The sequence below is a fragment of the Rathayibacter sp. PhB151 genome (assembly GCF_004366415.1).
Taxonomy (GTDB): Bacteria; Actinomycetota; Actinomycetes; order Actinomycetales; family Microbacteriaceae; genus Rathayibacter; species Rathayibacter festucae.
Genome location: NZ_SOEN01000006.1, coordinates 469752 through 482912, shown reverse-complemented (window position 1 = coordinate 482912; position 13161 = coordinate 469752). Strand labels below are relative to the sequence as shown.

Genomic DNA, 13161 nt, shown 5'->3' with positions numbered 1-13161 from the left:
GAGGCGGCGCCCGCCTAGAGCGACCCCGCGATCAGGGGGTGGACAGCGGCACCGGCGGCCGTTCGTCCGACTCCAGCGGGTCCGGTGCGACGGCATTCGGCGCCTCCGCCTGCAGCCGGACGAGCACCACGCCGATCAGGATCAGCGCCCCGCCGCCGAACTGGATCGGCGCCGGCAGCTCGCCGAGCAGGGCCCAGGCGGCGACGATCGAGAACAGCACCTCGGTCAGCCCGACGAAGGAGGCGATCCGGGTGCCGAGCCGCGAGCCGCCCTCGATCCCGAGCAGGTAGGCGAGCACCGTGGACATGCCGAGGATGACCGCCGCGGGCAGGAACCACGGCACGTCGTTCCCGACGAAGACGACGTCGCCGAAGGTGGCCCGCAGCGGGACGAGCCCGGTGACGCCGAGCACGAGCAGGAGCCCCGCGCCGACCGTCATCGCGCCCGCGGTGAGCGCGATCGGCGGCAGCTCCGGATCGATCCGGCCGGCGATCACGTAGTAGACGCAGAGGCCGAGCGACGCGGTCAGCGCCCAGGCGACGCCGACGAGCTCGGGAGTCGATTCGCCCGAGAGGTCGAGCACCAGCACCAGGCCGGCCAGCGCCAGCGCCGAGCCGGCGAGCGTGAAGCGACCGGGGTGCCGGCGGGTGCGCGCCCAGGCGAAGAGGACGAGGAACACGGGAGCGAGGTACTCGATCAGGAGCGCGACGCCGACCGACATGTGCTCGATCGCGCTGTAGAAGCAGAGCTGCGCGGCGATCACGGCGAAGACGCCGTAGAGGCCGACCGTGCCGAGGTTGCGGCGGAGCACGTGCCAGCGGCCTCGCAGCGACAGCGCGGCCGGGATCGCGAGGATCAGCGCCGCACCGCCGGCCCGCCAGAGCACGGCGGCGGAGGGACTCCAGCCCGCCTCGAGCAGCGGCTTCACGAAGGGCCCGCCCAGGCCGAACGCGGCGGCGGCGGCGAGGGCCAGGAGCAGGCCGGAGCCGAGCTGCCGCGGTGGCGCAGTGGGAGTCACGTCAGCCTCTTTCAGGAGTCAAAGTCGTTATGCTCGTGACAGTACTGAGCGAACGTGTCAGGAGTCAACATGGTCTTCGCCTATGACGTGGAAGCGGCCCTCACCTCGACGGCCGTCCTGGTCAACACCCTCCCCGAGCTGTCCCCGTCCGGCGAGGACGAGATGGCGTCGATCGAGCAGCTCGACGAGTTCCTGCTGGACAACCGCTACACCGGCAGCCGCGACGGCTCGACCGCCGAGCTGGAGGCGGTGCGCTCGGTGCGCGCGCCGCTCCGCTCGCTCTGGCGCAGTCGCGCCGAGGAGGACCTGGTCGCCGTCGTCAACGGGATGCTCGAGGACGGCCGGGCCCTCCCGCAGCTGGTGCGGCACGGGATCTTCGGCTGGCACCTGCACGCGACCCGCGACGAGAGCCCGCTGGCCACCCGCATCGTGGTGGAGGCGGCGATGGGCTTCGTCGACGTGATCCGCGGCGACGAGCGCGACCGCATCCGGATCTGCGCGGCGGACGACTGCGCGGCGGTGCTCGTCGACTTCTCCCGCAACCGCTCGAAGCGCTACTGCGACACCGGCAACTGCGGCAACCGCGCGAACGTCGCGGCCTACCGGGCGCGCCGGGCGTCGAGCTGAGGGGCGGGCTGCCGGTGCCCTAGCCAGCGCCCGGGGTCGCGTGTAAACTCCCTGGGTCGGCTCTTGACTCCGTGCGTCGCCGCGCGGATGGGTTTGTCAGTCAAGCGGGCCGGATCTCCGACAGTCGTCGCGAGATGAATCACATGTGTGAATCGGCCCCGGTCAGCGTCTCAGAGCAGCGACTCACCCGGGTTCCCGCAGCGCCCTGTCCGTTCGCACCCCACGAGGGTGATCGATCGGCGTGTGCCTGCTCGCGCAAGACCTGAACCCAGGAAGCAGCCATGCCCAAGAACAAGAAGCCCGCCGGCGGACGCCCCGCCAAGAACTTCGAGCCCAACCGCTTCGGCGCCTCGAGCGGCAAGTCCCAGCTCGGCGGCCGCCCGCGCTTCGCCGCGCCGAAGTCCGGCTCCCGCAGCGAGGGCCACCGCGGCTACCGCCCCGTCGACGAGAACGCGCCCAAGAAGGCGCGCTGGAACGCCGAGGAGCGCGCTGCCAAGCTGACCGAGCGGGGAGAGAACCGCGGAAGCGACCGCGGCGAGTCCCGCCCGGGCCGAAGCTACGACCGCGACGACCGTCCGGCCCGCTCGTACGACCGGACCGACCGCCCCGCGCGCTCGAACGACCGCGACGACCGTCCGGCCCGCTCGTACGACCGCGGCTCCGACCGCCCGGCGCGCAGCTTCGACCGTGACGCGCGTCCTGCGCGCTCGTTCGACCGCGACGACCGTCCGGCCCGCAGCTACGACCGCGACGCGCGTCCGGCCCGCTCGAACGACCGGGACGACCGTCCGGCGCGTTCCTATGACCGGAGCGACCGCCCCGCGCGCAGCTTCGACCGCACGGACCGCCCGGCCCGCTCGTTCGACCGCACGGACCGCCCGGCCCGCTCGCTCGACCGCGACGCCCGCCCGGCCCGCACGAACGACCGCGACGCCCGTCCCGCCCGCAGCTTCGACCGCTCCGACCGCCCGGCCCGCAGCTCCGACCGCACCGAGCGCCCGGCGCGCGGCTTCGACCGCGGCACCGAGCGCCCCGCCCGCGGCGGCTACGACCGGAACGACCGCGGCCCGCGCCGCGACTCCGGCTCGGACTTCTACCCCAAGCGCGACGGCCGCGCCTCGCACCAGGCCGACGACGTCGTGCTCGAGCGCCTCGAGGCGACCGCCACGCTCGCCGTCGACGTCGAGGGCGTCAGCTTCGGCGACCTCGGTCTCGGCGCGAACATCGTCCGCCAGCTGACCCAGATGGGCGCGGCCTCGCCGTTCCCGATCCAGGCCGCGACGATCCCCGAGGTCCTCGCCGGCAAGGACGTCCTCGGCCGCGGCAAGACGGGCTCCGGCAAGACGATCGCGTTCGGCGCCCCCGTCGTCGAGCGCCTGATGGAGAACGACGGAGCCAAGGGCCGCAAGCCCGGCCGCGCCCCGCGTGCCCTCATCCTCGCGCCGACCCGCGAGCTGGCGATGCAGATCGACCGCACCATCCAGCCGATCGCCCGCTCCGTGGGCCTGTTCACCGCGACGATCTTCGGCGGCGTGCCGCAGTACAAGCAGGTCGGCGCCCTCCAGCGCGGCGTGGACATCATCATCGCCACGCCCGGCCGCCTCGAGGACCTGATCGAGCAGGGTCGCCTCGACCTCTCGACCATCACGGTGACCGTCCTCGACGAGGCCGACCACATGTGCGACCTCGGCTTCCTCGAGCCGGTGCAGCGCATCCTCCGCCAGACCAAGCGCGGCGGCCAGCGCCTGCTGTTCTCGGCCACCCTGGACAAGGGCGTCGCGACGCTCGTCGACGAGTTCCTCGTCGAGCCGAGCGTGCACGAGGTCGCGGGCGAGGACCAGGCGTCCTCGAGCATCGACCACCGCGTCCTGCTGATCGAGCACCGCGACAAGGGCGCGATCATCGAGGAGCTCGCGGCGCGCGCCGGCAAGACGCTGATCTTCGCCCGCACCCGCGCGTTCGCGGAGCAGCTCGCCGAGCAGCTCGAGCACGCCGACATCCCGGCGACCAGCCTGCACGGCGACCTCAACCAGTCCCGCCGCACGCGCAACCTCGCGCTGCTGACCAGCGGCCGGGTCGACGTCCTCGTCGCGACCGACGTCGCCGCGCGCGGCATCCACGTCGACGACATCGACCTGGTCATCCAGGCCGACGCCCCCGACGAGTACAAGACCTACCTGCACCGCTCCGGCCGCACCGGCCGCGCGGGCAAGAAGGGCACGGTCGTCACGCTGATCACGCGCAACCGCCGTCACCGCATGGAGGAGCTGCTCGAGCGCGCCGAGATCCGCGCCGACATGATCCAGGCGTACCCGGGCGACCGGGTGCTGGCCGAGATCAGCACCGGCGAGTAGCTGCTCTCCTCCTGCTCGCAGGAACGCCGAAGGGCGGACACCCGGTGGGTGCCCGCCCTTCGGCGTATCATGGGTGCGATCCGAGGATCGCGCCGGCTCAGGAGGCCGGGGGGGTCAGAACGGTGTCGATGAGGTACACGGTCGCGTTGGCGGTCTGGACGCCGCCGCAGATGACCTTCGAGTCGTTGACCATGATGTTGTCGCCGGAACCGGTGACCGTGACGTCGCCGCCCTGGACGGTGGCGTGGGTGCCGTCGATGTCGTCAGGGGCGATCTGGCCGGGGACGACGTGGTAGGTCAGGATCGAGGAGAGCGTGGCCGCTCCCTCGGGGGTCTTCAGCGTCTCGAGCGTCGCGGCGTCGAGCTTGGCGAACGCGTCGTCGACGGGGGCGAAGACGGTGAACTCGGCGCTGTTCAGCGTGTCGACGAGGTTGACGTCGGGGTTGAGCTGACCCGAGACCGCAGCGGTCAGGGTGGTGAGCAGCGGGTTGTTCGACGCGGCGGTGGCCACCGGGTCGAGGGCCATTCCGCCGACCGAGCCGGCGCCGTCCGGGACCTGCTCGGCGTACGCGGCGCAGCCGGAGCCGACGAGGTTGGCGGCCGGGTCCATGGTCGCCATGGGGGTGGCGGACTCGGTCATCATCGGGGTCGACATCTCGGAAGCGGTGTCGCTGGCGGCGTCGGTGGTGCCGGCGCCGGACGAGCAGGCGGTGAGGCCGAGGGCGGCGGTGCCGAGCAGGGCGAACGCGGCGAGGGTGGTGCGCTTGGTGGATCGCATGGGGATGCTCCTTCGTGATACGGCCCCCACGGGATGCGGAGGACCTGGCTGTGTGTGGACCGTTTCGCGGCCGTTGAACAGTCTTCGGAGCCCTCCCCGAGGGGGTTTGGAATCGATCGGAGCAATCGGGTCACGGGTTCATAACGGCGGAGGCAGGGCGATTACCCTTGATGTCGGTCCGCGCACGCTGTGCGGCACGAGAGACCAGCGACACGAGAGACCAGGAGTCGAGCAGGTGCAGACGCGCAGGGCACGGACGGCACGCGGAGTCGTCGCCGCCGTCGCCGCGACCGCGACCGCCGCCGCCTCGCACACCCTCGCCGGCGCCGAGGCCCCCGCTCCGGCGATCCTCGCGCTCGCCACCGCCTTCGCGGCCGTCGTCTGCGTCCTGCTCGCCGGTCGCACGCTCTCGCTCGCGCGCCTCGCGGTCGCGGTGCTGCTCAGCCAGCTGGCCTACCACTCCCTCTTCCTGGTGACCGGCGGTGGCGGCGACGTCAGCGTCGTGGGCGCCACCGCCGGCGGCCACTTCCACGGCGGCGGCACCGTCGAGCTGATCGCGGGGGCGTCGGGTCACGCCGCGCACACCCCGCTGATGCTCCTCTCGCACCTGGTGGCCGCCGTCGTCACCGTCGCGGCGCTCCGCCACGGCGAGCGCGTCTTCTGGACCCTCGGCACCGCCGTGCTGCGCGTCGTCGTGCGCCTGGTCGCGCGGGCGTCCGCCCTGCTGGCGCCGCTCGGCGCCTCGGTGGCCGTCCTCGGCGCCGTCGAGCCGAGCGCGCCTCGCGCCCTCGACGCGGTCCTGCGGGTCCTGCGGCACCGCGGCCCGCCCGCGCGCACCCTGCTCGCCGTCTGACGTCCTGCCCTCTCGAGTGGGCCGTGTCCGCCGGTGAGCCCGCGCGCACCGCGATCCCGCGCTGCGCCCTCACCCTTCTCGGTGCCGCCCTCTTGCGGCTGCGCCGACTCCAGCTAGGACTCCTCACGATCATGACCACCACCCGCACCTCCTCCTCCTCTGCCTCCGCGTTCTCCTCCCGCGTCCGCCTCGTCGGCGGCGGCGCGCTCGTCGCCGCGGGCTCCGTCGCCCTCGCGCTGGCCGCTCCGACGGCCGCGAGCGCGCACGTCACCGCCGCGGCGTCGAGCACGGCCGCCGGCTCGTACACGGTCGTCACCTTCTCGCTCGCCCACGGCTGCGAGGGCTCGCCGACGACCGGGCTCAGCATCACCATCCCCGAGGGCATCAACTCGGTCAGCCCGACCGTGAACCCCAACTGGGACGTCGTGAAGAACGAGGTCGAGATCGCCGACCCGGTGACCGACTCGCACGGCAACACCGCGACCCAGCGCGTCTCCGACGTCGTCTACACCGCGAAGACCGCCCTCGCCGACGGCTACCGCGACACCGTCTCGCTGCAGCTGCAGCTGCCGGAGGACGCGGCCGGCTCGACCCTCGAGTTCCCGGTGCTGCAGAGCTGCGAGACCGGCTCGACCGCCTGGGACCAGCCCACCGTCGAGGGCGAGGACGAGCCGGAGCTGCCCGCGCCGACCGTCGCCGTGACCGCCGCGATGGAGGGCTCCGGCCACCACGACGACGACGGCGACGGTGACGAGGCGGTCGCGACGACCGCCTCCGCCACCACGGCCGCCGGCCAGAGCGACGATGTGCTCGCGCGCGTCCTCGGCGTCGGCGGACTCGTGCTGGGTGCCGTCGGCGTCGCCTTCGGTCTCGCCTCGCGTCGCCGCAGCCCGAAGGCGTCCGCGTGACGCTCGCTCACCGGAAGGGCGGACGCCTCGTCCTCGCCGCCGCCGCGCTCGGGCTCCTCGGCTCGGTCGCGGTGGCGGCGCCCGCCAGCGCGCACAACTACCTCGTCTCGACGACGCCCGCCGTCGACTCGACGGTGACCGAGCAGCCCGGGACCCTCGCGCTGACGACCAATGACGACCTGCTGGTCCTCGGCAACGACGGAGCGGCCGCGGCCCTGCGCGTCGTCGGGCCGGACGGCCTCTACTACGGCGACGGCTGCGTCAGCGTCGTCGGACCGGAGGCGTCGATGCCGCTCGAGCTGGGCGCGGCCGGAGCCTACGAGGTGACCTGGCAGGTCGTCTCGACCGACGGGCATCCCGTCTCCGGGCAGTACGGCTTCGACTGGCAGCCGGGAGCGGACGTCGCCCTCGCCGAGGGCTCGGAGTCGGTCCCCGACTGCAACGGCACCGTCGCGGTGTCCGACGCCACGGCGCCGTCCGCCGACGAGGCGGAGGCGGCGACCGGGTCGGACCCGGCGCTGCTGGGCGACGTGCTGTGGATCGGCGGCGCGCTCGTGGCCGTCGTCGCGGCGATCGGCATCACGCTGCTCGTGCTGCGGAGGCGCCCGCAGAGCTGACCGCGGGGGCGGGCCTCCTGCTCTCCTCCCGGGGTCAGCGCAGGAGGCTCGCCAGCGGTCCGCCCTCGAGATCCGCGAGGATCGCCGCGGCGTCCTCGTAGACCGCGACGGCGCCGGCCTCGCGCAGCTCGTGCTCGCCGGTGCCGCCGGACTGCACCGCGACCGTCGCGAGGCCGGCCCGCTCGGCGGCGAGGACGTCCCAGGTCGCGTCGCCGATCATGATCGCGCGATCGGTCGAGACGCCGGCGCGCTCGAGCGCGATGCTGATCACATCGGGCGACGGCTTCGCGGTCTCGACGTCCTCTCCGCTCGTCACCGCGTGCACCGCGTCGCCGAGGTCGAGGACGTCGAGCAGGATCTCCAGCTCGTTCTGCGGCGCGGACGTCGCCAGCACGATGCGGACGCCCCGCCCGGCGAGCGCTCGGATCAGCTCGCGCGCTCCGGGCAGGAGCGCGATCCGGGCGGACGCCTCGGCGTAGTTCTTCGCGTGCAGGCCCTTCACCAGGGTGCGCGCGTCGTCGTCGACGTCGTCCTCGAGGAGCAGGTCGAGCAGCTCCGAGGAGTCGGCGCCGATCGCCCGCTGGATCCGCCAGGTCGCGACGTCGAGGTCCGCCTGCCAGAAGGCGCGCGACCACGCCTCCACGTGCAGGAAGTTGGTGTCGGCGAGCGTGCCGTCGATGTCGAAGAGCACGGCGGTCGGTGTCGTGGGCATGTGGTTCGTCCTCTGCTGGATGCGGGAGCTGGATGCGTGAGCCGAGTGCGGGAGCCGGTTCTCACCAGGCCGAAGTGGGAACCCTACGCCTGCGCGCGGGCATCAGCAGGACCCCTTGACTCGTGATCGGCGGGTCCTGACGGGCGACGCCGCGGGCGACCTCGTCGGCGATGACCTCGAGCCGGGCGACGCCCTCGAGATCGCCGGGCAGGATCACGCGGTCGTAGCCGAGGTTCACGACGAGGTGCTCGGGCCCGAGCGCCCAGTGCAGGCTTCCCGCGCCGGCGGTGGCCGGGACGATGCTCGCCTTCCTGCCGCGGTCGGCGGACCGGATGCCGATCCGGCCGCGCCACGCGTTGTGGAGGCGGACGAGCAGCGCGTGCAGAGCGGCGACGACCTCCGGGTCCGCCGTCCGAGTGTCGGGGGTGGACTCCGGTGGCTCCCACGGCGGCGGGAGCTCGGCGTCCGCGTCGATCTCGAGGGCGACGCGGAGGGTCGCGCCGCCGGTGGAGCGGTCCCAGGACGCGAGTCGCTGCAGCCTCCGTCGGGAGGGGTCGGGGACGAGGACGCCGCCCTCGCCGATCGCCGGGATGCTGCCGAGCACCGTCTCGCCGACAATCCCACGCACTGTTCCTGCAACCGGCCGTGCGTTCGGCGACGTGTCGTGGTGCTCCTCGCCGTACTGCTCGGGGCGACCCGCCCGAGCCGGGTAGCCCAGCAGCGACCAGGCGACCTGGTCCCCGACCGCGAACGGCGCGCCGCAGCAGTCCAGCTCCCAGCCCTCGCGGACGACCTCGATCAGGCGTGGCGAAGAATCGATCATCGGTGGCTCCCGCTCCCGTTCTCTCGCTGAACACGTCCCAACTCCGATCCTCGCACCGCCACCTCGTGACCTCAGGACGGCGGTGGCTCGTCCTTCACGGCGTCCGCTTCTCTGCCCGGTGCCGCGCGGCCTCTCGGCGGCCCCGTGCGCGCGGGGTGGGTGACGTGCCGCCTGCCGGTCGGGCTCGTCCAGTGCAGGATTCCGGCGGGCCGGTGCTCGACCTGCCAGGTGCTGGTGTGCCGGAGCCGATGGTGGTGGCGGCAGAGGTGGGCGAGGTTGTCGGCGTCGGTGCGGCCGCCGTGCTGCCACTCGACGCCGTGGTCGACGTCGCTCGCGGAGGCCGCGCGGGTGCAGCCGGGGAAGCGGCAGGTCTCATCGCGGTGCAGCAGGTGGCGCCGCAGATCGGCGGGCACCCGGTACGAGGTGCGTCCCACGGAGAGCACCGCGCCGGTCTCCGGATGGGTGAGGATCCGCGTGAAGGAGGGCGCATCGGCCGCGAGGCGGCGGGCGGTCTCGGGGTCGATCGGCCCGTAGCCGTCGAGGGTGCCGGGCTCGTCGGAGCGGCCGAGGAGCGTGAGAACGGGGACGGTGACCGCGACCCGCGGACGGATCCCGACGGGGACGGCGGTACCGGTCGAGCGCCGCTCCGCGCAATCGGTCTCGCCGTCGATCAGGAGCGCCGCTCCGACGTCCGCCCGCAGCTGCCCGATCGTCCGCTTCTCGCCGGGCAGCTCGCGCAGGGAGCGCGCCGCGCGGTCGATGCGGTCGAAGGCGCCCTGCGCCTGGGGAGCGGGAAGGTGCAGGAGCAGGGTGGCCATGCCGTCGCTCCCGCCGTCGAGCCAGACCGCGCGCCGCGCGGCGCAGCGGCGGTGGCGCTCGGTCGTCGACTCGGGATGCAGTCGCTCCCGCAGAGTCCGGAGGCGGCGCTGCAGCTGCGGGGGAGTGCGGTCGGCCGCGACCACGGCGGCCTCCTCGTCGAGGCGACCGCGCACCTCGGGCGGCAGCTCGACGGCCGCACGGAGGATCACCCGCGCGTGCTCGGGCGAGATCCGCCCCTCACGGAGCGCGGCGAGGGTCTGCGGGAGCTCGTTGACGAGCAGCCTGCTCTCCTCGATCAGCCCGGAGACGTGCGCTTCCGACATCCGCAGCGCGGTGGCGAGTTCGGCGACGAGCGCCCGCAGCGCCGCCTCCCGCCGTTCCGCGCGGCTGCGCACCAGCGGATCGACCAGCACCTCGTACGAGGCCGCCGCCGCGAGCCGGGCGCGCTCGACCAGCTCGGCACGCTGCGCCTCCGCTCGCGCCCGAAGCGGATCGGCCGCGCACACCGCCTCGACCGCGGAGGCGAGCACAGCATCCGCGCCCCCGCGCCCCTCGCGGGGTCGCTCCCCGTCCTCGTTCTGAACCATACGGGAATGGTTCCAGAGACCACCGACGCGCGGTCGCCTCCTCCGACGGATCGTCAGAGAACTCGCCGAAGTCGTCCCTGTGGAGGAGCCATCACCTCAGCTCTGGCGGACTCTAGGCATACACGCGCACCGTCTCCCGGATCGTGTTCGCGTACTCGTATATCTCGTCCAGCGTCGAGATCGCGTGACGCGTCTCGTTCTTCTCCTGATCGAAGGTTCCGAGGTACTTCTGCTTCCGGTTGAAGTGCAACCGGGCCACGGGCTTGCGGTTGTTGTCGTCGATGATGATCGCGAAGTACGACTTCGCGTCGCGCGAGGCGATTCTGCTCACCTTGACCTCGCTGCAGGCGATCGCCTTCACGATCTGATAGCCCTCGAGCTCCTCGAGCGTGGTCTCGATGTCGCTCTGATCCTCGAGCTCCTCCTCGACCACGGCCTGACTCGTGACCGCCTGCTCGGCGGCGATCATCTCCGTCCGCGGGAAGTTCGGAGCTCCGAGTGCTGTCTTCAGTCGTTCATTGACCTGCTCGTTGAGGAACTGCTTCGAGGCCTTCGTCACCAGGGCCGTGAACTGCTCCCGCACCTTCTGCGTGTAAGCACCGCCCTCGTAGACGCGAGTCGTGAAGAACTTGACCCACTCGTCCGTGGGAGAGGCGAACTGAGCCGCCAGCTCGCGCTTCAGCTGTCCGATGTACTTCAGCTCGCCGGCCGCGCTGATGATCGAGTCGAGGTCGAAGACCTCCTTGGTCAGCTTCACCAGCTCGGGGATCAGTGTCTCGTCGATGTCGGTGAGGTCGAGCACCAGGAAGGGCTTGGCGTCCATCCGGTTCGGAGCGTCGAGGTCGGTGTAGAAGTGGTACTGCTCACCATTGGTGAGGATCGCGATACGGGCGTTGGTCACCGCGAAGTATCGGAAGAGCTGCGAGGCGTGCTCGATCTTCAGCGGCTCACTCGACTTCTTGCACTCGACGAGCATCTGCACGTCCCCGTTGTGGACGATCGCATAGTCGATCTTCTCGCCCTTCTTCACGCCGACATCGGCGATGAACTCCGGGACGACCTCGAGGGGATTGAAGACGTCGTAGCCGAGGATCGTCGAGATGAAGGGCATGACGAAGGCGTTCTTCGTCGCCTCCTCGGTCTGGATGATGTCGCGCTGCTGGGTGACCTTCGTCGCAAGGGCGATCAGTCGTTCGGTGAATTCCACGGGTCTCCTCATCGAGGCGGAAAGGCTCTGTCCCGGTGAATGCTCACCGATGATCGTGCGAATCGCCACCCCCTTTTGGGGACCGTGAATGTCACACCCGCCGCGGCACCGTGAACACCGTCTCGACGCCCGGGGAGTACAGCACCGAGTCCGGCGCACGCGACGCCAGCCCCGGGAAGCCCGCGACCTCGAGCAGCCCGTCGTCGAGGGCGAGCAGCTCCGCGCGCTGCAGCGGCCACGGCCGGTGCAGGTTGCGGCCGTACCAGGTCGAGCCCAGGTGGCGCTCGTGGTAGGCCCAGCGCGAGGTCAGGAAGCCGGCGAGCGGGTCCTCGGACGCGTCGGTGCCGGGGGTCGGTCGCACCACGATCCGCGAGCGCGCGGCGGGATCGCCGATCCGCTCGGTCGTGTAGATGACGGCGCCGTGGCGGTGCTCGATCCCCATCCGCGCCCAGCGGTACGGCAGGCCGAAGACGGCCTGGGCGGTCAGCACGGGCAGTAGGTGCGAGGCCTCGAGCGAGACGAAGACGACTCCGCGGCGCCCGTGCCGGTCGATCGAGTAGAGCCGCACGTTCACCTCGGGGAAGGTCCCCAGCCACGGCACGCGCGGCCCGCCGAGGAACGCCGTCCGCGACAGCCGGAACGGGATGAGGCCCACCCAGGAGGCGCCGTCGTGCTCGTCCGGACGCACTCCGGGCGGCAGGTGCGGCGCGACCAGCGCCGGGTCGACCCGCCAGTGCAGGAAGGCGGCCTCGGTCCAGCGCTGGCGGAGGATGCGCGGCCCGCCGAGCGCGGGCGCGGAGCGGGTCACGGATTCGACGGAGGTCACGCCGCCATCGTGCTCCCCGCTGCTGCGAACCGGCCGGTGCAGCGCAGTATCGGCGTGCCCCGCGGCCTCCGCGGCGCGATTCACCGCCCGGAGCCGGCTCCCGCGAGCTCCACCAGCGCCGAGACGGCGACCTGCACCGGCGCCGACGACGCCACCGACCCGCGCACCACCGCGTGGATCGACCGCAGCGGGCGCGGCCGCACCAGTGGCACCGCCACGAGCCCGGCCGGGAGGGGCTGGGCGGCCAGCGCCGGCAGCACCGTCAGTCCCATCCCCGCGGCGACGAACGCGACCGCCGTCACGTGATCGTTCGCCTGCACGTGGAAGCGCGGCGTGAACCCCGCCGCCGCGCAGGCGTCCACGAGGGTCCGGCGGCACCAGCCGGTCGGCAGGTCGTTGTCGATCCACCGGTCGCCCGCGATCTCGGCCAGCTCGATCTCGGCGCGCCCGGCGAGCGGGTGCGACCGGCTCAGCACGGCGAGATACGGGTCGTCGATCAGATGGTGCGCCGTGAAGCCGGGGGAGTCCGCCGACCCACCCGGCTCCGCGACCAGCAACTGCACGTCCGGCCGCTCCGCCGGGTCCTCCGCCACCTCCTCGCCCAGGCGCAGATCGAGCGCCAGCTGCGGGAAGCCGGCGATCAGCCGCCGCGCCACCTCGGGCATCCAGGCGCTGCCGACCGAGGCGAAGTAGGTCATCGAGAGTCGCCCGGCCCGGCCCGCGCGCAGGTCGGCGACGACCGCCTCCGCCTCGCCGAGCCGCTCCAGCACCCGGTCGGCCTGCTCGGCGAGGGTGCGGCCCGCGGCGGTCGGCCGGACCCCGCGACCGACCCGCTCGAGCAGGGTCAGCCCGGTCTCGCGCTGCAGCGCGGCGAGGTGCTGACTGATCGCCGAGGGCGTGTAGCCGAGCGACGACGCGGCGCCGACGATCGAGCCGGCCGCGACGACGGCGCGGAGGACGCGAAGGCGCTGGACGTCGAGCATGCGCCGACCCTAGCGATCATGAAGCCGCACTGCACGATCCGGGAGAACC

At 72.7% G+C, this 13161-nt stretch carries 13 protein-coding genes; 5 read left to right on the top strand and 8 right to left on the bottom strand.

Going from position 1 to position 13161, the window contains the following annotated elements; genetic code table 11:
• Positions 1-31: 31 nt before the first annotated feature.
• Positions 32-1018 (bottom strand): DMT family transporter, encoded by a 987-nt coding sequence (locus EDF35_RS02955; RefSeq protein ID WP_166673986.1) that lies wholly within the window; start codon positions 1016-1018, stop codon positions 32-34.
• A 69-nt stretch (positions 1019-1087) separates the two neighbouring features.
• Between EDF35_RS02955 and EDF35_RS02950 the strand changes: the two genes are divergently transcribed.
• Positions 1088-1645 (top strand): CGNR zinc finger domain-containing protein, encoded by a 558-nt coding sequence (locus EDF35_RS02950; RefSeq protein WP_133960677.1) that lies wholly within the window; start codon positions 1088-1090, stop codon positions 1643-1645.
• Between the two features lie 281 nt (positions 1646-1926).
• Positions 1927-3999 (top strand): DEAD/DEAH box helicase, encoded by a 2073-nt coding sequence (locus EDF35_RS02945; protein ID WP_133960676.1) that lies wholly within the window; start codon positions 1927-1929, stop codon positions 3997-3999.
• A 97-nt stretch (positions 4000-4096) separates the two neighbouring features.
• Here the strand turns inward: EDF35_RS02945 and EDF35_RS02940 are convergent, their stop codons facing one another.
• Positions 4097-4777 (bottom strand): fasciclin domain-containing protein, encoded by a 681-nt coding sequence (locus EDF35_RS02940; RefSeq protein ID WP_123701880.1) that lies wholly within the window; start codon positions 4775-4777, stop codon positions 4097-4099.
• A 235-nt stretch (positions 4778-5012) separates the two neighbouring features.
• Here EDF35_RS02940 and EDF35_RS02935 point away from each other — a divergent pair, with 235 nt between their 5' ends.
• The 3 genes from EDF35_RS02935 to EDF35_RS02925 all read left to right on the top strand — a co-directional run bounded on the left by EDF35_RS02935 (position 5013) and on the right by EDF35_RS02925 (position 7155).
• Positions 5013-5630 (top strand): hypothetical protein, encoded by a 618-nt coding sequence (locus EDF35_RS02935; RefSeq protein ID WP_133960675.1) that lies wholly within the window; start codon positions 5013-5015, stop codon positions 5628-5630.
• A 131-nt stretch (positions 5631-5761) separates the two neighbouring features.
• Positions 5762-6538, top strand: a complete 777-nt coding sequence (locus tag EDF35_RS02930) for a YcnI family protein (protein ID WP_133960674.1) — start codon at positions 5762-5764, stop codon at positions 6536-6538.
• Complete coding sequence (locus tag EDF35_RS02925) at positions 6535-7155, top strand: copper resistance CopC family protein (RefSeq protein ID WP_133960673.1); 621 nt, start codon at positions 6535-6537, stop codon at positions 7153-7155. The genes EDF35_RS02930 and EDF35_RS02925 overlap by 4 nt, the downstream gene beginning before the upstream one ends.
• 34 nt (positions 7156-7189) lie before the next feature.
• Here EDF35_RS02925 and EDF35_RS02920 read toward each other — a convergent pair whose 3' ends face one another.
• The 6 genes from EDF35_RS02920 to EDF35_RS02895 all read right to left on the bottom strand — a co-directional run bounded on the left by EDF35_RS02920 (position 7190) and on the right by EDF35_RS02895 (position 13112).
• Complete coding sequence (locus EDF35_RS02920; RefSeq protein WP_127885832.1) at positions 7190-7867, bottom strand: HAD family hydrolase; 678 nt, start codon at positions 7865-7867, stop codon at positions 7190-7192.
• A 61-nt stretch (positions 7868-7928) separates the two neighbouring features.
• Positions 7929-8690, bottom strand: coding sequence for a DUF6578 domain-containing protein (locus EDF35_RS02915; RefSeq protein ID WP_123701890.1), 762 nt, complete (start codon positions 8688-8690; stop codon positions 7929-7931).
• Positions 8691-8761: 71 nt separating this feature from the next.
• On the bottom strand, positions 8762-10096 hold the full coding sequence (locus EDF35_RS02910; RefSeq protein WP_133960672.1) for an HNH endonuclease signature motif containing protein: 1335 nt from the start codon (positions 10094-10096) through the stop codon (positions 8762-8764).
• A 112-nt stretch (positions 10097-10208) separates the two neighbouring features.
• Positions 10209-11303, bottom strand: a complete 1095-nt coding sequence (locus EDF35_RS02905; RefSeq protein ID WP_123733426.1) for a type I restriction endonuclease — start codon at positions 11301-11303, stop codon at positions 10209-10211.
• A gap of 91 nt (positions 11304-11394) precedes the next feature.
• Positions 11395-12129, bottom strand: a complete 735-nt coding sequence (locus EDF35_RS02900; protein ID WP_208323001.1) for a DUF2071 domain-containing protein — start codon at positions 12127-12129, stop codon at positions 11395-11397.
• A gap of 80 nt (positions 12130-12209) precedes the next feature.
• A complete protein-coding gene (locus tag EDF35_RS02895) occupies positions 12210-13112 on the bottom strand; it encodes a LysR family transcriptional regulator (RefSeq protein WP_133960671.1) in 903 nt (300 codons plus the stop codon).
• Positions 13113-13161: the final 49 nt, after the last annotated feature.

Bases quoted from the DNA above. Each gene is read 5' to 3' on its own strand.
- EDF35_RS02920 (WP_127885832.1), bottom strand. From the start codon at position 7,867: ATGCCCACGACACCGACCGCCGTGCTCTTCGACATCGACGGCACGCTC.
- EDF35_RS02940 (WP_123701880.1), bottom strand. From the start codon at position 4,777: ATGCGATCCACCAAGCGCACCACCCTCGCCGCGTTCGCCCTGCTCGGC.
- EDF35_RS02930 (WP_133960674.1), top strand. From the start codon at position 5,762: ATGACCACCACCCGCACCTCCTCCTCCTCTGCCTCCGCGTTCTCCTCC.
- EDF35_RS02950 (WP_133960677.1), top strand. From the start codon at position 1,088: ATGGTCTTCGCCTATGACGTGGAAGCGGCCCTCACCTCGACGGCCGTC.
- EDF35_RS02915 (WP_123701890.1), bottom strand. From the start codon at position 8,690: ATGATCGATTCTTCGCCACGCCTGATCGAGGTCGTCCGCGAGGGCTGG.
- EDF35_RS02895 (WP_133960671.1), bottom strand. From the start codon at position 13,112: ATGCTCGACGTCCAGCGCCTTCGCGTCCTCCGCGCCGTCGTCGCGGCC.
- EDF35_RS02945 (WP_133960676.1), top strand. From the start codon at position 1,927: ATGCCCAAGAACAAGAAGCCCGCCGGCGGACGCCCCGCCAAGAACTTC.
- EDF35_RS02910 (WP_133960672.1), bottom strand. From the start codon at position 10,096: ATGGTTCAGAACGAGGACGGGGAGCGACCCCGCGAGGGGCGCGGGGGC.